The 16,306-nt window shown below is 70.8% G+C and carries 23 protein-coding genes and 1 pseudogene; all 24 read right to left on the bottom strand.

The window, feature by feature from the left end; genetic code table 11:
- Positions 1–148: 148 nt before the first annotated feature.
- Positions 149–421: pseudogene (locus Q7L73_RS28710) on the bottom strand (hypothetical protein); the annotation flags it as partial.
- Between the two features lie 733 nt (positions 422–1,154).
- A complete protein-coding gene (locus tag Q7L73_RS10530) occupies positions 1,155–1,490 on the bottom strand; it encodes a hypothetical protein (protein ID WP_304690405.1) in 336 nt (111 codons plus the stop codon).
- Positions 1,487–2,650, bottom strand: coding sequence for an ERF family protein (locus Q7L73_RS10535; protein ID WP_304690406.1), 1,164 nt, complete (start codon positions 2,648–2,650; stop codon positions 1,487–1,489). The genes Q7L73_RS10530 and Q7L73_RS10535 overlap by 4 nt, the downstream gene beginning before the upstream one ends.
- A 39-nt stretch (positions 2,651–2,689) precedes the next feature.
- Complete coding sequence (locus Q7L73_RS10540; protein ID WP_304690407.1) at positions 2,690–4,744, bottom strand: ATP-dependent helicase; 2,055 nt, start codon at positions 4,742–4,744, stop codon at positions 2,690–2,692.
- Between the two features lie 91 nt (positions 4,745–4,835).
- Positions 4,836–5,453, bottom strand: coding sequence for a hypothetical protein (locus tag Q7L73_RS10545; RefSeq protein WP_304690408.1), 618 nt, complete (start codon positions 5,451–5,453; stop codon positions 4,836–4,838).
- 10 nt (positions 5,454–5,463) lie between these two features.
- A complete protein-coding gene (locus Q7L73_RS10550) occupies positions 5,464–5,652 on the bottom strand; it encodes a hypothetical protein (protein ID WP_304690409.1) in 189 nt (62 codons plus the stop codon).
- A gap of 112 nt (positions 5,653–5,764) precedes the next feature.
- The gene (locus Q7L73_RS10555; protein ID WP_304690410.1) at positions 5,765–5,962 is read right to left on the bottom strand and encodes a carbon storage regulator; all 198 of its coding nucleotides are present in this window, start codon (positions 5,960–5,962) and stop codon (positions 5,765–5,767) included.
- An 86-nt stretch (positions 5,963–6,048) separates the two neighbouring features.
- Positions 6,049–6,363 (bottom strand): hypothetical protein, encoded by a 315-nt coding sequence (locus Q7L73_RS10560; RefSeq protein ID WP_304690411.1) that lies wholly within the window; start codon positions 6,361–6,363, stop codon positions 6,049–6,051.
- Positions 6,360–7,661, bottom strand: coding sequence for a hypothetical protein (locus Q7L73_RS10565; protein ID WP_304690412.1), 1,302 nt, complete (start codon positions 7,659–7,661; stop codon positions 6,360–6,362). The genes Q7L73_RS10560 and Q7L73_RS10565 overlap by 4 nt, the downstream gene beginning before the upstream one ends.
- Before the next feature lies 1 nt (position 7,662).
- Positions 7,663–7,917, bottom strand: coding sequence for a hypothetical protein (locus Q7L73_RS10570; protein WP_304690413.1), 255 nt, complete (start codon positions 7,915–7,917; stop codon positions 7,663–7,665).
- The gene (locus Q7L73_RS10575) at positions 7,908–8,378 is read right to left on the bottom strand and encodes a hypothetical protein (protein WP_304690414.1); all 471 of its coding nucleotides are present in this window, start codon (positions 8,376–8,378) and stop codon (positions 7,908–7,910) included. The genes Q7L73_RS10570 and Q7L73_RS10575 overlap by 10 nt, the downstream gene beginning before the upstream one ends.
- Positions 8,375–8,878, bottom strand: a complete 504-nt coding sequence (locus Q7L73_RS10580) for a hypothetical protein (RefSeq protein WP_304690415.1) — start codon at positions 8,876–8,878, stop codon at positions 8,375–8,377. The genes Q7L73_RS10575 and Q7L73_RS10580 overlap by 4 nt, the downstream gene beginning before the upstream one ends.
- A gap of 85 nt (positions 8,879–8,963) precedes the next feature.
- Positions 8,964–9,254, bottom strand: a complete 291-nt coding sequence (locus tag Q7L73_RS10585; RefSeq protein WP_304690416.1) for a hypothetical protein — start codon at positions 9,252–9,254, stop codon at positions 8,964–8,966.
- A 26-nt stretch (positions 9,255–9,280) separates the two neighbouring features.
- On the bottom strand, positions 9,281–9,616 hold the full coding sequence (locus Q7L73_RS10590) for a hypothetical protein (protein ID WP_304690417.1): 336 nt from the start codon (positions 9,614–9,616) through the stop codon (positions 9,281–9,283).
- Positions 9,616–10,266, bottom strand: coding sequence for a hypothetical protein (locus Q7L73_RS10595; RefSeq protein WP_304690418.1), 651 nt, complete (start codon positions 10,264–10,266; stop codon positions 9,616–9,618). The genes Q7L73_RS10590 and Q7L73_RS10595 overlap by 1 nt, the downstream gene beginning before the upstream one ends.
- Positions 10,267–10,450: 184 nt before the next feature.
- A complete protein-coding gene (locus Q7L73_RS10600; RefSeq protein ID WP_304690419.1) occupies positions 10,451–11,482 on the bottom strand; it encodes a hypothetical protein in 1,032 nt (343 codons plus the stop codon).
- 60 nt (positions 11,483–11,542) lie between these two features.
- Positions 11,543–11,821, bottom strand: a complete 279-nt coding sequence (locus tag Q7L73_RS10605) for a hypothetical protein (protein ID WP_304690420.1) — start codon at positions 11,819–11,821, stop codon at positions 11,543–11,545.
- A 413-nt stretch (positions 11,822–12,234) separates the two neighbouring features.
- A complete protein-coding gene (locus tag Q7L73_RS10610) occupies positions 12,235–13,482 on the bottom strand; it encodes a hypothetical protein (protein ID WP_304690421.1) in 1,248 nt (415 codons plus the stop codon).
- Positions 13,483–13,708: 226 nt separating this feature from the next.
- The gene (locus tag Q7L73_RS10615) at positions 13,709–13,867 is read right to left on the bottom strand and encodes a hypothetical protein (RefSeq protein ID WP_304690422.1); all 159 of its coding nucleotides are present in this window, start codon (positions 13,865–13,867) and stop codon (positions 13,709–13,711) included.
- A gap of 82 nt (positions 13,868–13,949) precedes the next feature.
- Positions 13,950–14,153 carry a hypothetical protein gene (locus Q7L73_RS10620; protein WP_304690424.1) on the bottom strand — a complete coding sequence of 68 codons (204 nt, stop codon included), beginning with the start codon at positions 14,151–14,153 and terminating at the stop codon, positions 13,950–13,952.
- On the bottom strand, positions 14,150–14,692 hold the full coding sequence (locus Q7L73_RS10625) for a hypothetical protein (protein ID WP_304690426.1): 543 nt from the start codon (positions 14,690–14,692) through the stop codon (positions 14,150–14,152). The genes Q7L73_RS10620 and Q7L73_RS10625 overlap by 4 nt, the downstream gene beginning before the upstream one ends.
- Before the next feature lie 345 nt (positions 14,693–15,037).
- On the bottom strand, positions 15,038–15,466 hold the full coding sequence (locus Q7L73_RS10630; RefSeq protein WP_304690427.1) for a hypothetical protein: 429 nt from the start codon (positions 15,464–15,466) through the stop codon (positions 15,038–15,040).
- Positions 15,463–15,861, bottom strand: coding sequence for a hypothetical protein (locus tag Q7L73_RS10635; RefSeq protein WP_304690428.1), 399 nt, complete (start codon positions 15,859–15,861; stop codon positions 15,463–15,465). The genes Q7L73_RS10630 and Q7L73_RS10635 overlap by 4 nt, the downstream gene beginning before the upstream one ends.
- Positions 15,862–15,906: 45 nt before the next feature.
- Positions 15,907–16,275, bottom strand: a complete 369-nt coding sequence (locus Q7L73_RS10640; RefSeq protein ID WP_304690429.1) for a hypothetical protein — start codon at positions 16,273–16,275, stop codon at positions 15,907–15,909.
- Between the last annotated feature and the right edge of the window lie 31 nt (positions 16,276–16,306).

Genomic DNA, 16,306 nt, shown 5'->3' on the forward strand with positions numbered 1-16,306 from the left:
GCGACTTGATGATGACGTAGTTGTGGATCGAGTACCGACGGTGGCGGGCGGGGTCGTAGAGCGTGATGTCGCCGAACGGGACGTTGCCGATGACGAGGTCAAACGAGCCCTCAGGCAGTCTCGTTCTGGCGAACGACTCGCAGCGGATCGTGGCCTCGGGGTACAGGGCGTGGGCGATCTGGGCGCTTGTGGGGTCCAGCTCGACGCCCGTCATCTCGGCGTCGGGCGGCGCCATGCCGATGAAGACGCCGGCGCCGCAGCCCGGTTCGAGGACGCGGCCGGCGGTGAAGCCGAGGCTTCCGACCGCGTCCCAGATCTCGCGGACATACGCCACGTCGGTGAAGTGCGCGTTGATCGTTGCACGACGCGCCGCGAGATAATCGGCGTGGTCGAGCAAAGCCCGCAGGCGCTGGCGCTCCATCGCCCAGTCGAGCCGGTCTTCGTCGAACAGGAACGGGACTGCCCCCCAGCTCGACCAGCGCGCCAGCGTCTGCTTCTCAGCCAGCGTCGCCGGGCGCCGCTCGTCCTGTATGCGACGAAGCGTCTCGATCGCGGCGAGGTTCGCGTCGACGCGGGCGCGAGCGCCTGTTGGCGCGAGCTCGGCTTGGCAGACGGGACGGAACCGTGACTCGGCGGCGAGGCCATGCACGATCGGACCGGAGGCGCTCTCACGCTCCGCGCCGCCGCTCGGCTCTGCCGGGGACGACGACGAGACGCTTGGCACGGCGGTGGGCGGGCGGCTCGGTGCGTTCCCTGGCGAGCCGACCGGTACCGGCGCGGTCGCCGAGCGGCCGCTCTTGCCGGCCGTCGTTGTGGCCGGAGTCGCGACCACGGTCAGCGATGCCGGTGCACGAGCTGCCGTCGGCGCTGGTGTTGCTGCCGGCGCGGTGGTTGCCACCTCGGCGGCCGTGAAGAGCGTTGACGGCGGCGGCGGCTGCGCAGGTGGCTCTGGATTCTGGCCCCATAAGGCGAGCTGTGCGGGATCCTCGTGCGGCGCTCGCCTCCGCCGGCGGGCGCCTCCTCGCCGTCTCGGTGGAGTGGCTTGTCTGTCCAATATCGCTCCTGTCTGCCGCGAGCGTGTGGTCTCGGGCCGTCGTCAGGGTGGACGAGCGTTTCGCCCCGCTGCAGGCGGCGGGCCTTGTCGTCCGGGTCTTTTACGTGTGCCGCGTCGTCAGCCACGCCGGTGGGCGGTCGCCCGTGCTGTGGTGCGATGCGCGCCGCAGAGCCTCTTTCCAGAAGACCTCGCGCCAGTTGCGGTCGCGCTCGGCGGCCGACTGCCGGCTGAGGGCGAGCGCAGCCACCAGGGTCTGCTCGTCGAGCTGCGCGAGCTGCAGCACCTCGACGGCGTCCTTGAGCTGGCTGTGCTGTTGATCGAGCAGCTGGTCGCCGTGGCGGTAGCTCAGGAAGAGCGCCTCGGCGACGGCGTCGAGGGTGCCGCTGGAGTACGCGGCGTCGGTGGCTGTCTCGATCTGCGCCGGTGCGGCGCTCATGCCCGGAATCCGGCGAGCCGGTCATCGTCGGCAGGCACCGCCGCGGGGCGCGGCACGATGATCGTGCTGGCCTGCTCGAATCTCGGGGCGGGGGGCGGTGGCGCGTCGGTCGGCGCGCTTTGCCTGGGGTCGGTTCCCAATCGGAGAAGCCGTTCGGTGAGTGCGTCGACATGCTGCCGCGGGAGCCACGCCAACGCGCTGAGCACCACGTCCGGTCTGATCTCGTCGGCCGGGATCTGACGGTGTCCCGTGACTGCGCACAGCGTCTGCACCAGCTCAACGTCGCTGATCGATCGGTGAGCCTGGATGCACTGGATCCGCGCCTGCTGCTCGTCGCTCGCCGGGGCGTCTGCCTCGTCTGTCGCGAGCGTGGCTCCCCGGAGCGGCGCCGGGAGCGGGTGGCCATCCTTGAGGTGGTCAATCGCAGCGCTGGCAACCTGCTTGGGGACTCTGTCCAGCAGCTCCTCCAGTTGCGCGGCCGCGCGCTCGTCAGGAAGGGGCTGGGCGCCGGCGAGCGTGCGGAGCAGGTTCGCGGCCTGAGCCGCGGTCGCGTCCCGCTCGCCGAGCAGGTTGCGGAGGTATCTTCTCGCGCCTGCCGTTGCAAGCTCGACGGGCTCTCCTGCTGCCGCGGCCCGTTGCTGACCGGTGGCGTCGGTGCGCTCGGGGTCGTCCGCCTGCGGGATCAGCAGCTGCTGGCGAATCAGCGTCTTGGTCGAGTTGGTGAACGCCATGCCGAGCCCAAGTGCCAAGGGATGCTCGCCACGACCGGCCCACGTTATCTCGAGCGTTTCGCCGGACTCCCTGTCGATCCACATGTACTCCATGTGGACCGTGGTGAGTGTCGTTCTCTGCCCATTCTGCAGCACGCAGTCGCGATCTCTGATCTCCTCGAGGCTCATGGTGAGCACCAGGCCCGCGTCGGCGATCGGGTCGCGAACTGCGCCCATGATCGCCTCGACTGAGGCGTAGTCGTAGTCCGAGACGATGTTCGTTCTGTCCTTGACCACCTCGTGAACGTTGCGCTGGACGATGATGAGCTTGCTGGCGAGGTCCCCGAGGGACGTGCGCGGCGGTCTGGCGCTCGACCCCGACCCCGGCGCAGGCGGCCGCTGCGGATGTTCGTTGTCTCGGTCGGGGACGACCGCGAGCGGTGGGTACATAGAGGCGTCCTTCGTTGGTCGTTGACGCGGCCCGAGAGGTCACGCGCCGGTGGACTGTGTCTGGAAGCCGGCCTCGGTCAGGAAGCGGCTCTGCTTCAGGTTGCGTCGGTCATGCCGGCGGCCGCAGTGCGTGAGCAGGAGGACGTCTCTTGCCCGAGTGCAGGCGACGTAGAAGAGCCGACGCTGCTCCTCCATCACCGCAGAGCCCGGCGTCTCGATCGCGCGCCAGCCGGGGAGGACACCGTCCTCGAGCCCCTGCACGATGACCAGCAAGGTCTCGGTGCCCTTGGCGCGATGGATCGAGGAGATCGTTATCCGTCTGTCCTCTCCCTCCAGCGTCCGGCTGTGCATCGGGGTCGTCTGCTCCAAGAAGACCGCCAGCGTCGTCGGCTCCTCGCTCTCCAACTCGTAGGCGTTGACCGCGCCGACGATCGACCGAAGATCCTCGAGCACGCGCGCGGTGTCTCTCCGCTTGCGAGCACTGGTCCGCTCGGCGAGCTTGCCTTCGTAGTGGGCGATCAGGCCGCCGTCCATCGCCAAGAGCTGCTGGACGACATGGGTCAGCGAACGGCCGTCTGCCAGCGCGCCGCGCGCGGCGCTCATGCCGGCGGCGAACTGCTCGAGCGCCTCTCGTTGTCTGACGTTCAGCGATGCGATCGAGCTCGCTTGACTGCAAGCGGCGATCAGGTCGATGCGTCTGGCGCGGGCGCTCTCGACGACATGCCGACGGCCGACTTCGCCGATGCCACGCGCCGGGCGGGCCACGGCGCGATCGAACGCCAGCGCGTCCTGGGGATTTACGAGCAGCCGGACGTAGGCGAGCGCGTCCTTGACCTCGCTTCGCTCCAGCACGCCGAGCGATCCGAGCACGCGGTACGGGATTCGAGCCTGCGCGAGCGCACGTTGCAGCGGCATCGACACCCAGCGCGCGGGATGCAGCACCTGGATCTCCTCGGGGCTGATGCCCTTCGCGAGCGCGTCGCTAACGCGTCTGGTGATCCACCGAGCCTCGTCCTGGTCGTCGGCGAAGCAGTAGCTGCGCACGACGCCTCCGGCCCCTCGAGCAGCGTCGAGCTGCTTGGGCTGCCGGTCGCGGTTGCGGCGGATCACGGTGGACGCGATCTCGAGCACGAGCGCTCTGCTGCGAAAGTTGCGGCTGAGGACGACGGTGCGATGGCCGGGGAAGCTGTCGCCGAAGCGCAGGACGTTGGCGATCTCAGAGCCTTGAAAGCTGTACAGGCTCTGGTCGTCGTCGCAGACGGCCAGCAGCCGGCCTCCGCTGTCTCCGTAGCCGGTGCCGGCGAGCAGCCGGACCAGCGCCATCTGGGCGGCGTTGGTGTCCTGGAACTCGTCGACGAGCACCCACCGCCACCGGGCCTGGTAGTGCGTTCGGATGCCGGCCGCTTCGGCCAGGAGCCAAGCGGTGCACGTGATGAGGTCGTCGAAGGTGAAGGCGTTGCTGGCGAGCAGCTCGCGGTCGAGCTCTGTCCATGCCGCAGCGATGAACGCGGCCGAGATGTGGTCGCTGTGCTGCGCGTACACGGTGGGGTTCCACAATCGCCCCTTCGCCAGTCCGATCTCGTCCAGCACCTCCTGCGGCGGCGCCTCGCCGCATCGAGCGGCAGCGGCGACGATGGGTTCGCGATGTTGGGCGAGCGTCGTGACCAGCAGCTTTCTGAGGTCGACGTCGTCGAAGATCGTGTAGGCGTCGGTGCGCCCGAAGACGGCTGCGTGGGACCGCAGCACGCGCGCGCAGATCGAGTGGAACGTGCCTGCGGTGAGCCCGTTGACGCCGTCCTCGCCCAGCAGCGTTGGCGAGGACAGCCGCGTGCGCATCTCCTCGGCGGCGCGCGAGGTGAAGGTGAGCGCGAGCACCTCGTTTGGCGCGGCGTGCCGCTCGCGGATCAACCAGGCGATGCGCTCGGTCAGTACGCGGGTCTTGCCGGTCCCGGGACCCGCGAAGACGAGGAGTGGACCGCCGACGTGCGTGACGGCGTCAGTCTGCTCGCTGGTGAGGCCGCCGTTCGTCGGCGGTCTCGATGGCGGCGGCGCGACCGCCAGGGTGGCGCTCCGCGCCGGGTTCTCAGTCGCCAAGCGCGACCTCCTTGTCGGACACGATTCGCGGGGATCGACGGCTGCCGGCGAGCCCGCGTGCCGGCGGCTTGGCGAGCGACCAGGTCGCCGCTCACGCGGAGCCTCGTTGCGCGAGCGCGAGTGCGACGCCGTCCGTCATGTAGCTCCTTGAGGCCCGGAGGACGGCCGGGTCGCCGCCGAGCCCGAGCACATCGCTCGCCAGGCTGACGACGAGTGGAACGGGCGACCAGCCGTCCTTGTAGTCGGCCGTTTCGCTGTAGCAGCGGCCGTAGCAGGAGAGCAAGCGGTATGCCTCGGCGAGGTCGCGGGCTTGGGCGACGCCGGGCTCCCATTCGGTCTGCTGGCGGCGGGCTCTGATGAGCCGCGCCCAGGTGACCGACTGCTGGTCGTCCTCGCGGAATCTGAAGTCGATGCCCCGCGCGTTGGTCATGAACCAGAGGTCTCCGGATGCCCGACCGCAGCAGGAGTTCGGCTTCGCGGAAGAGGAGAGGTCCAGACGGGGCCGCGCCACCTGGCCGTCACGAACCGCGTGCTCGGCGTAGTCGAGCAGACGCCGGCAATCATCTGGCCTGAGGCCAGCAATGAACATGGGCGCCTGCCCGTACTGCAGGCGCGGGTCGTCTGCGTGGGCGCCGCGCAGCAGGATCTCGCGCGTGGGACCGATCTGCGGTGGGGCTCTCTCGAAGAGCGACAGTTGTCGCGATGTCACTGCGCGCCTCTCACGCTCCCGGCTTGTCGCGATTGGTGTCGTTCGCGTCGGTGTCGCCGGGCGTGGCCGCGCCCCGACGTTGGCGCTCCTCCTCGCGGAGGTCGTAGGCGAGTTGGGCCCGTTGCCGGTGGCCCCACCCCGCCAGCTGCAGGCTGACCGGCTCGAAGTCCTCGATCGGGTGGCCGCCGCTTCGTGTCATCCAGGGGTTGCTCAACGTGGTCCTTTCGTTCGCCGGAACGACGAACGCCCTCCCGCGTGGCGCGGAAGGGCGTTCGGACCGGCTCGGCGGTTGTCGTGGTGCGATGCGGTCTTCAGGCGACCTGATCCCGCTCCAGCGGCTGTCGGGTGCGGCGGCTCCAGCCGGCGGCGAGCTCGCCGCGGACGATCTCGACGTCGCGCGGGGCGGTGGTGCCCAAGCGAGCACGTCCGTTGCCGGCTGAGATCAGGGTGATGCGGATCCCGTTGCCGATCTCGATCGTCTCACCGGGTCTGCGCGTCAGGACGAGCATTCCGCCTCTTCGCGTCGGGGTGGCCGCGCCGGCGGCGCCGGTCCGCGCGGTCGACGGGCGGCGGCGTTTGAGGGTCGCGTGATGGGTCATCTGAGCCGCGCCTGAGCGTCGAAGGAGTCGAAGTCGCCGCGCGCGCACTGCCAGCACCGCTCGAACGTCGTGAAGACCGCGCACGCCCCGGTCAGGAGCAGCCAAGCGGCGAACAAGCCGCTGAGCAGAGCGACGCGGTCTCCGGTGGCCCACTGGTCGCGCATCGTCTCGGCCTCGGGCGAGGTCAGCAGGTAGACGATCATGAACAGCGCGAACAGCATGGTCGCGAGCAGGGCGGCCCTTCGCACCACCCAGACGACGTGCCAGATCAGGGGCTTGAGCGCACGCAACCGACGCAGGATTTCGCTCAAGCGGCGGCGGTCGCTCGCCGCGTTTCGGCGCCGGGGGGTTTGGCGTGGAATGCGGTGGGGCATCGCGTTTCCTTTCGGTCGGGGTTTCCGAAGTGCTGATCGACGTAGACGTAGGCTCGGCGGAACGCCTCGTCGCGAAGGTCGCTGCCGATGGGGCCGCCCAGCAGCGCGCTGGCGAAGTCGAAGATCGTTCCCTTCGTCTCGCAGCCGTGGCAGCAGAACAACGTCGGGTTGGGCCCGGCGACCGAGCAGCTCGGGTGGTTGTCCTCGTGGTGCAGCGCGGGGCAGCGGATCAAGCCGCTGCCATCGGGCCGCTGGCCGGTCATGCGCGCGGCGTATTCGATTGCCGGGATCTGGCGGAAGCCATCGACCCGCGACCGCGACACACGCCCCGCGGCGGCCGCTGAAGCCCGGCGAGGCGGAAGCGGACGAGGCGGCGTGGGTGACGCCGGCAGGTGTCGGTCGGGCAGGTGCCCGACCAGCTGCTGAAGGGAGTAGGACGCCAGAGCGAAGTCGGCGGCGAGCAGCCGGGCCTGCTCGCCGGTCTTGTAGTTGACGGTGCCGGGCAGGCGCATGATCCGGCTGCGGTCCTTGCACTTGGGGTCGGCGCCGCGAAGCACTTCATGCCCGTCGACCTCGACGCGCAGACCGATGTGCTCCACCAGTCGGGCGTGCGCCCGCTCGATCCACTCGACCTCGGCGCCCGTCTCGGCGTCGAGCTCGAAGGATGGCTGCGGTGCGGCCAGGCGCCAGTAGGCGTGCTCGCCGCCACTGCCCCCTGACGCGATTCGCAGATGCGCCGGACGCTGGAGCAAGAACGCGGAGAGGCGAGGAAGGATGGCGGGATCGTCGATGTCGAGCCACAGCCAGCGGCTCTCGCTGACGGCTGCCTTCGTTGGCCGGGGCTCGCTGCGAACAGCGGGACCGATCGCGACCTCGCGACGGGGGCGAGCGCAGAGTCCGGAGATGTGCGTAAGCGCGTCCTCGAGCCAGTCGGGGCTGTTCGTCGCGCCGCCGAGCCAGTAGCTGTCGTCGCGGTGGCGGCTGCTCCAGCGCGTTCTGCCGTCAGACGGGCGATAGCCGTGCGCGATCTCGAAGAGGCCGGCGGTGTCGGCGTGCAGGTACCCGAGGTGGATGCGGCGGTGCCGCCATGCGGGCAGCTGTCCCTCGAAGACGCGTCCGCTGCGCGAGCGGACGCGCACGGGCAGCAGTTCGTGTGCGCGCAGGTCGCCGGCCGCCGGCTCGAAGGACCGCGTCGCCGGATCGGCGGTCGGGGTGATCGTCGGGACCGCGGCCACCTCAGGCGCTCCCGGTCTGCGATCGGTGGTGGGTGGCGGCGTAGTCTCTGGCGATCCCGATCGCGGCTCTGCAGGCGTCTGGCGAGTCCGGCAGCTCCTCGACCGTGTAGCCGACTGCGATGACCCAGGTCCGCCGGTACTTCTCGACGAAGACGTGGCAGGTGCGGCCGTCGTGATCGACGTAGGACGCGGCTGGCTCCGACGGGCCGGTCAACGCCATGTCGTTGCGTGCCGTCGGGACGGTGCTCAGCGACACGGTCCACCTCGCCGACGAGAAGGCAACGCGGTCACGACCGGCTCCTCGCCGCTGTGAGATCGGCTGGCTCGGAGCTGGCGGCGCAGCTCCAGCTGACTGATGCCGTCCGGGTCCAGCCAGCGGCCGAGCATGCTGAGCGCGGCGGCGTCGTCGGGCCGCACGATGCGCGTGCGGGGATCCCATACCGCGACGGCGTGAAAGTCGTCGAGGCGACCGCTGAAGGTGGTGCCGTTCCCCGCGCGCAGCTCTCGCTCAGCGCGCGCCGCGCGATCGGCGAACCGCTCTCGCGGCAGCGGCTCCGCCACGACAGCGAGCGGCAGCCGGGCGCTGGGCGCCGACATCACGACCGATCCCGGCGTGACCGACGTGCGGTCGACGCGCGGCAGCCAGATCGTCGGCGTGTCCTCGCCGGCGGGCGCCGAGGTCCGCGGGCTGTGGGCTGCTGCGAGGGCGGCCGTCATCGGGCACCTCCGGGCGCGGCGGGGCCGATGTCGGGGCTGGGAGCGTGCGCGCGAGCGTACGCCTGCTCTGCGGCGACGTCGGTCAGCTTGAGCGCAAGGTCGGCCATGGAGACCGGATCGAGGTTCGGCGGCAGCGGAGCCGACAGGACGTCCAGTGCGGCAACCGCGTTCACGAAGATGTCCTCGAGCTTCTTCTCGCGCCACTGGGGCTCCAGATGGTCGAGGTGCTCGATGACCGCGGCGGTTCTGGGCGTGTTCACCGCGCCGAGCCTGACCAGGAGGATGCGCAGGACCTGCTCCCACTCGCGCTCGGCGTCGGCAAGGTGCGGTCTGTGCTCTCGCTGCAGCCACGCGGCTCGCCAGGCCAATCCGTCGGCGGCGGCCGCGAGCGCGCGAAGACGCGGAAGCGGCGATCGGTCGCTGAACAGCTGTTTGCGCGCACGTCCGACGCCGTCGGTGGCAAGCTCGTAGAACAGGTCGAAAGGTGTCGTTGCTGACATGGGAGTCCTTTCCGGTCGTGAGGGGGTGTCGGAAAAAGGCGTGCCGATGTACCCCCCCTTCTTGTTGGTGCCGGCTGCGGTCGGCTCAGCGCGGCGAGTACGCGCGGCGCGGGAAGACGACGACGCCGAGCGCGGTGAGCGCCGTGCGCACGAGCGCCGCGTCGCTGCCGGCCAACTGGTCAAGGCCCGCTCGACGCGCGGCGCCGCGGGTCCGGTCGCGCTCTTCCATGCAGGCGGCGGCGAAGGCCCGCTCGTCGACGAGCAGCAGCGCGACATCGCCGCAGCCGACCGCCTTGATCGCGTCGAGGACATAGGTGAAGCTGACCGCCGCCGGCTTGCGCGGGCGCGGAGCCGCTGGGTCCCGACGGTGGCGCACTCCTCGCAGAGCGGTGGGCGGCGCGGTCATGTGCCGTCGAGCCCGCACGTGCGGCAGCGCAACAGCGTTCCGGCAGCGTCGCATTCGAACCCGGTGGGATGCGTGCATTCGCTTGGGCTTTTGCGGCCGTATCGAGCGCAGACGTCGATCGCCCAGCCGGCGACTTCCGTCGGGATCGTCACCTGGTGCCGGCAGTCGCTGAGGTCAAAGCACGACCACTGCCGATCCAGACGGTCCGCGCCGTGCGCGCTGGCGATCTGTGCCGGCGACGGCCAAGGGACGGCACCCAACTGGTCGATGCGGTAGCGCACGCCGACGGGCAGGCTCTCGGCGTCGGGCTCGCCGGGCGAGTGAGTCGCCATCAGCGAAGCGTCCGGCTGAGGCGCGGCTGGAGGCAGTGGCGTCGGCAGGTCTCCGAGCCGCAGCTCGGGGCTTCGACCGCGGCGGTTGCGGTGCCGACGGTCGCGAGCGACTTGTCGCAGGGCTCCAGGGCGTTGGCTGCGATGACGTTCTCAGGCAGAGGCTTCGCGAACGCGAAGCGCTCGGGGCGTCTGCGCGGCGGGGGACCGGGTGCCTTCAACGGCCCCCACGGGTCTGGGAGTGGCGGCGGTTGCAGCACCGCGTCCAACATCGAGGCGCGCGGGCGCAACGGTCGCGTGGCGCGGTAGACGAACGGTCCGGTCCCGCAGACGAGGTCTGCCGGGCCGAGCGTCGGGACCGGGCGACGGAAGTTGGTTACCTGCGCGGCGCTCCAAGCAGGGAGCGTCTGGATCTCCCGGCCGCTCAGCTCGATCGACGCACCTGCGGCAGCGAGCGCGTCGTCGAGCGCGTCGACTTCCCTCTTGAGCCCCGCCGTTGCTGCGGTGCGAGCTGCGATGAACGCTTGTCGCAGCGCCGGATCCACCGGCCCCGGGTCGGAGGAGTGGATCCGCCGCAGCCGTTCGGCGGCGGTGGTGCGCTGGCGGAGCAGCGTGGCGACGTCCTCGCTCGGAAGACGTGTCGTGACGTTCATACGGATTGGCCTTTCTCGCCTGCTGGCGGGATTGGTCGTGGGAGATGCACGCGGGACGAATCCGCGTGCGGTCGGTGGTCTCAGCGCTCGGTGGCCGGGCGCGCTCATCGCCGCTCCTGGGAAGCACTCGGACCTGTGCATTGGGACGACCGGCTCTGACGGCAGTCGTTGGCCGGCACGTCGATCAGCGGGTTCCCGGGCGGCGGTCTCTGGGCGCTTGCGGGTCCGGGGGCGGGGCCAGCACGCAACGCTGGGTGAGCGCAACCGAATGGGGAAGTGCCTCGGCGCGGAGCAGGTCGAGTGCGCGATCAAGCGCGTCCTGCCGCTCGATCGCGAAGGCGTATCTCAGCTGCCACGCCCACGCACGGGCTGGCTGCGTTCGGAGCCCCGCTGTGTGGAGAACGCGGTCGAACTGCCGACGGTTCATCGGCCCGTGGACGGTCACCTCGGCCTCCACGGAGACGGTGACGTACTCGCCGGCGGGCACCGCCAGCGAAGTCGGATAGGTGGGTGTCGCGAGTCGCCAGCCTGAGGAGCCGTCGCGCACGATCCGTGTGGTCGCGCTGCGCAGGCTCAGCTTGGCGGCGAGCTCCTCGATGACCGCGTGTGGGTCTGTCGCTCTGCCGCCGCTCGTTTGGACGAGCGCCTCGATCTCAGCAGAGGAACGCGACGAGCGCGTCTCGGCCAGCAGCTGCAGGACGTCGAACTCGGCAGTGGTGAGCAGGAGCGGCGCCCCATGGAGTTCAACCGACCGGGCATAGCCGTCAAGCCGAAGCGGATCGTCGCTCGTCCGCCGCCGCTCGATCCGTGGACACGTCCGCGACTGCAGCGCCAGCGCGGCGAAGCGCCGCGGTGTGAGCACGTCGTGGACGTATCGCGGCGGTGTCCCGCCTGCCGCCGCTCCAAGGAGGTAGCGGCCGGTGCCGAGCTTGTCGAGTGACAGGACCGCGCTCGCGTGGCTCGCGTGCCCGACCGCTCCGACGACGTTGCGGCAGCCGCCTGCGACGTCGGTGCGGAGGTCGAAGATCACGCATCGCGGCCGAAGGGTCGCGATGAGATCGAGCGCCGCCTGCGGCTGCGGTTCCCATCGGCACCGCACGCCGCAGCGCTCGGCGACGTCGCGAACGGCCTCGGCGGCGTGGACCTCAGCGGTGATGACGATCGCGTCGTGCGCGGCAGCCCGCGACGGCCGCCGCAACGCATCTGGTTGCAGCAATTATGGTCCTTCCTCAAGAGGTGGTCTTGTGCTGCTGTCGATCTCGGCTGCGGCGGCAGCTCAAGCGACGGCGAGAGCGGACTCGGCTTGGGCCGCGGCGACCCACGCGCGGTCCGCCGCCCGATCAGCCGCATCGGCGGCCGTCTCGAGCCCTTGTGAGCGCAGGATCGCCGCGGTCGACGCCCACATGTCAGCGCTCTCGAACATGGGGGCGGTGCTGCGCAGCTCGGCGCCGATCTCGGCGGCGGCGCGAGGTTCGAGCTGTTCGCCGCCGCCGCTGCGAGCCAGCGACTGGGCGCTGCTGCCGAAGTCCTGCGGCAGCGATCTGAGTGTCGTCATTGTGTCCTTTCACCGCGCCGCGATTCGCGGCGCTTCGGCGGCCCGCGCGTCGTGCGCAAGCCGTTGCACGTGCGGACCGTGCCGCCGCGATGTCGGCGACGGCGCAGCACAGAGGCCGCCGGCGGGCGGCGACCGGGGCTGTCAGGAGCGGCGGGCGGGCTCGTTGGCCAGCCACCGCGGAATCAGTTCCTCGCAGCCGGCGTTCTGCGCGAGATCGGTGATCGCCAGGCGTGTGGAGCGTCTTCTGGGCCGGCGAGCGACTGCGGCGCGCACCGCGCGCCGCTGCTCGTGATGACGCCAGCTCGTCGCGAGCTCGTCATGACTGAGCCGCGAGGGAGCATCGTTCGAGCCGTGCCGCCGCCTCCTGGGCGACGGCACGGTCAGAGCGGTCACCGAGCGTGCGGCAACCGCTGTCAGGTGCGTCGGGTTGGTTCGTACGAGAGCCAGGCGTCCGGGATCAGGTCGTCGCAGCGGTGCTTCTGTGCCGCGTCGATGATCTCGAGCCGGCGTCTGCGCGACTCCGGCTTGGCGGCGATCGCGGCGCGAACGGCGCGGCGCGTCTTGTGGCTCAACCAGGAGTGCGTCTGGAGCTGGACGTCGAGTTGCGCCGGGTCGGTGATGCCGAGCCATTCGCTCACCAGCGCGACCGTTGCGCCGTCGTCTGCGACGAGCTCGATCACGCCTTCGACTGGGTCGTAGCGGCCGACCCGTGTCAGGCGGGAGCGCAGGACCGTCATGGTCCGGTGGGTCGGGGCTCGTTCGACCATCCGCGCGTGGGCGTGCCCAACGCGATCTGCCCAGTAGAGGAACTGCGAGCCGCCGCCGACGTCCTCCTGGTAATAGATGGTGACGGTGACCGGCTCGTCCTCCGGCCCGTCCGTGGGCAGGATGCCGACGATCCCGGATTCTGCCTTCCATGCGTCGACGAGCTTGTGGGGAACGAATACGTCGGCGGCTGCCAGGAGCCGTGGGCTCGTGCGCTCCGTCATCACGGCCCAGCGGCGCTCGACTTGCGCGACAGCGCCATCGAAGGGAAGCTGGTCGCGGTCGGTGATCGGCGTCTCCGCGGTCGCGGGTCGCGGGCGCCAGACAGCGCTTCTCCGTCTGCCCGCCGGGAGGTGGTCGACGAGGCCCAGCGTCTCGAGGGCTTCGAGCGCCGCGATGGTGCGTGTCTTGTCGAGTCCTGACCGCTTCCCGCGCCGCTTCATGATGCTCTTGAGGTTCGCGTACGGCTCGCCGTTCGGGCCGCGTCGGGTCACGGCGCCGTCGTCGATCGCGGCGCCCGTCGTGCGCAGGACGCGGTCGAGCGTTCCGCCCGCAGGCGGCGCCAGGCGGCGCGTGCGCGCCTTCACGAGGGTCGCTTCGAGCGCCGTGAAGGTCGTGTTGGGCTCCCGCTCGTCGAGGTAGTCAAGGGCACGTGTGATTGCGAGCGCCCGCGTCTCTCCCCACGACAGCAGTGTGGCGGGCTCGTCCTGATCGTCGATGAGCGCGACGGCCCAGGTGTCGACGGAATGCTCTCCTTGGCCTCCGGTGAACGGCACCAGCTTGGGTCGCGTTCCCGCCGGCGTCGGGGCCGTGGAGCGCGTGTCGTTGCCGGCTTCGTCTGGCCGCTGGTCGTTTTCGCTGCTGCGACGAGGAGCTGGTCTGTCTCTGGACGCCATCGGCGTCCTCCTTTCTGGCGGTGTTGACCGCGGCCGCCTTCGGCCCGTGCCGTCGGGCCGGAGGGAACGCGGCAGGATGCGTCTCGCGCCTCACGCGCGAGCAGCCACCCGTGGCTCGTGAGATGGGGCGGCAAGGTGACGGCGGCCGGATGCGGCCGCCGTGAGGTTCCGGCTCGTGTGGTCGAGGCCGCCGCGTGCTGCGCGATGTAGCAGGCGCTCGGCTGGCTCAGAGTCGCCCGTCGGCGTCGCTCGGCTCCTCAGGGTGAGGGCCTGCGTCGCCCTGGAAGCGGAAGTGGTCGACGCAGGTGATGCAGACGGGCCGGCCTGCGAACGGGCGGCCGGTGACGCCGAGGTACGGCGCCGCCGGAAGCCGCAGCTCTCGCACGCCTGCCTGGTCCGCATGGCCGCGCCGTCGCGGCGAGGTTGTGCGTTGGTCGTTTGCGGTTGATGGCCCGTCGCCGCGTCGCTCATCGAGAGCGACCGGGCTCTGGCCGCTCGAGCGACAACTGGTCGACGACGGCGGCTGGCAGCTCACCAGTGAACCCGTACCGAGTCGCTGGCGTCCAGTCGCCGATGTTCGTCGTGGCCCAGTCGATCTCGACGTCGTAGTGCCGCCCGAGATAGCCGATGTCAAGCGGCCGCAGCGGCGACCAGTACACGGCGCCGGTCACACGCGTCGCCGTCGCGGCCACGCCTCGACGGCGTGCTCGTTGTTCCACGCCTCGACCAGCTCCCAGGTCCCGTACGTCCAAGCGGGAGCGAGTTCAGGCGAGATCTCGTCGTAGAGGGCCTGACGAGTCGCCTGCTCCACCGCGATACCCCTGCCGTCGGGGAGCGCCACAACGCCCACGGCGACCGTCTGCGCCTCGTCGCGGTGCGCGAACGCCGCGTCCTGCGTAGCGTCGACGTCGGCCCAGGCCTTGGTCTCGTCGAGCGCTGCACGGAGGACCCCATCGGCCCAGTCGCGCGCCGACTCGAGCGCGTCGAATGCTCTCCGCCCCACGACGCGCACCTTCGGGATCGCTTCGCGCTTCCATGACCGGACGCCGAGCCGTCCGGCGTGGAAGGTGCAGTAACGCTCGCCGCTGAGCGCGCCGGAGCGGAAGATCGTCGTCGCGTCGTGCCGGCATCGGTGGCCCTGCACCGTGTCCGCGTCGCACCACTCGCGGTGCCGCACGGTGAGCGCGACTCGGTAGGGTTCCGGCGCCATAACGCCTCCGTCGTCAGGTCGCGGATCTCGTTGCGGCCGAGCGGTCGGCACCGGCGCGCTGCCGGCGACTCGCGCTGACGGTTTGCACCGTCGGGAACGACGGCACGTGTTTTCGGACGCCAAAGGCGCCTCCTTTCGGACTTAGTGGATGTGGTCGCGGCGCTCGCGCGGCGGCGGTCAGCTCGCGACCGACCGGCGCGGATTCGTCCCCTCAGGGCACGACGCCGTCGTTCTGCCACGGGCCCGAGGGTTCGAGGGTTCCGCCCGGTCGCGGCGAACGTCAGCCCGGGACGCCGTGACGTCCCGGGCCTTGGTGTTGCTCGCTAGGCGGCTACGACCGACTGGCTACGGCGCGCGCGTTGCCGGCGCGAGCAGGGCGTCGACGTAGCGGGAGACCGCGGCCTCGCCGGGTGCCTGCGCGCTCGTTCGTCCGCTGGCGCGGGCGACGGCGGCGACGCCGAACGCAGCGCCGTCATCGCCGGCGGCGGCGATCGCCGCGAGACGGTCGAGCGCTTCCTCGCGACCAACCGTGAACTCGTCAGCTGCCCAGCGGCCGGAGCGGCTGGGGCCCATCACCTCGACGTAGTCGAGGTAGGCCGGGACCTCAGCGGCGGGCACAACCAGACCGCGAAGGCTCTGGTCGGCCAGGTCGCCGGGAAGCGCGACGGGCAGCGGCAGCCGGGTGCGCGAGCTGGGTCGGCGTGCGGCGCGGGTGCGGGTTCTCCGTCGGCGCATGGCCAGAGCGTAGCGCGCCCACCTCTCCAACAAGCTCATGTTCGGCTCCTACTCGCGCGCAGTCGGTGCTGCGCGATGCGGTAGACCGTGTCGGCTCCTGGGTGTGGGTGGGCGTCTCCGATAGCGACGATCTCGATCAGCTGGATCGACGCTCCTCCTCTCGTGATCGTGTAGGGCTTGTAGATGACCCTCCATCTGCGCTGCTGGTAGCGGCTTCCCGGGCGTGCCGCGCCGTGCTCGTCGAGCAGACGTCGGGGATCGTCGGCGCGATCGAAGCGCACGCGCAGCGCTCCGATGGTGCTCAGCCAGCCATGCGAGTGGTGCTCTCCGAGGCCCGGCTCGACGGCGAGCCGGCGGATGATGTCGCGAGCGACGGCCCGCAGCTGAGGGTCGAGGTTGGCCAGATCGTGCTGCACGGTCTTGCTGAGCGGCACGAGGTAGCTCCGCATCTCACGTCCTCCTGACGGTCGACGCAGGACTCACGCCGTCAGCAGGTCACCGTCGACTGCGGGCTCGTCGATGTCCCAGCCGGCGCCAGCGGTGCAGCGCCCGAGCCGGAAGGTGACGTGAAGCTCGGGGTCGGCCGGCGGCACCCGCGTCGCCAGCTCGGCGACGTCGGGCTGGGCGAGGACAGGGTGCAGCAGCTGCGCGTACCCGGCGCCGAACGTGCTCGCGATCTCGGCGAGGGTGGGATCGGCGAAGTAGCCCGCGAGGCGGAGCCGGTCGGGCCGGCGATCGGCCGCGAAGGCGGGGCCGAGTTCGCGGAGGGCACGCTGGCGCGCGTTGCGGCGCTCGATCGCGTCCTCGCAGATGGCGGGGGACGTGGCGTTGATCATCGTGGTCGACATCGCTGTCTCCTTGCGGTTGTCGGCCCGCGCG

It is taken from the genome of Conexibacter sp. CPCC 205762, assembly GCF_030646155.1.
GTDB lineage: Bacteria > Actinomycetota > Thermoleophilia > Solirubrobacterales > Solirubrobacteraceae > Conexibacter.

Excerpts from the sequence above, each read along its gene's own strand:
- Q7L73_RS10555 (WP_304690410.1), bottom strand. The coding sequence starts at position 5,962 with ATGCTCGTCCTGACGCGCAGACCCGGTGAGACGATCGAGATCGGCAAC.
- Q7L73_RS10590 (WP_304690417.1), bottom strand. The coding sequence starts at position 9,616 with ATGGCGACTCACTCGCCCGGCGAGCCCGACGCCGAGAGCCTGCCCGTC.
- Q7L73_RS10630 (WP_304690427.1), bottom strand. The coding sequence starts at position 15,466 with ATGAGCTTGTTGGAGAGGTGGGCGCGCTACGCTCTGGCCATGCGCCGA.
- Q7L73_RS10550 (WP_304690409.1), bottom strand. The coding sequence starts at position 5,652 with ATGACACGAAGCGGCGGCCACCCGATCGAGGACTTCGAGCCGGTCAGC.
- Q7L73_RS10580 (WP_304690415.1), bottom strand. The coding sequence starts at position 8,878 with ATGTCAGCAACGACACCTTTCGACCTGTTCTACGAGCTTGCCACCGAC.
- Q7L73_RS10605 (WP_304690420.1), bottom strand. The coding sequence starts at position 11,821 with ATGACGACACTCAGATCGCTGCCGCAGGACTTCGGCAGCAGCGCCCAG.
- Q7L73_RS10640 (WP_304690429.1), bottom strand. The coding sequence starts at position 16,275 with ATGTCGACCACGATGATCAACGCCACGTCCCCCGCCATCTGCGAGGAC.
- Q7L73_RS10610 (WP_304690421.1), bottom strand. The coding sequence starts at position 13,482 with ATGGCGTCCAGAGACAGACCAGCTCCTCGTCGCAGCAGCGAAAACGAC.
- Q7L73_RS10595 (WP_304690418.1), bottom strand. The coding sequence starts at position 10,266 with ATGAACGTCACGACACGTCTTCCGAGCGAGGACGTCGCCACGCTGCTC.
- Q7L73_RS10625 (WP_304690426.1), bottom strand. The coding sequence starts at position 14,692 with ATGGCGCCGGAACCCTACCGAGTCGCGCTCACCGTGCGGCACCGCGAG.
- Q7L73_RS10535 (WP_304690406.1), bottom strand. The coding sequence starts at position 2,650 with ATGTACCCACCGCTCGCGGTCGTCCCCGACCGAGACAACGAACATCCG.
- Q7L73_RS10575 (WP_304690414.1), bottom strand. The coding sequence starts at position 8,378 with ATGACGGCCGCCCTCGCAGCAGCCCACAGCCCGCGGACCTCGGCGCCC.
- Q7L73_RS10530 (WP_304690405.1), bottom strand. The coding sequence starts at position 1,490 with ATGAGCGCCGCACCGGCGCAGATCGAGACAGCCACCGACGCCGCGTAC.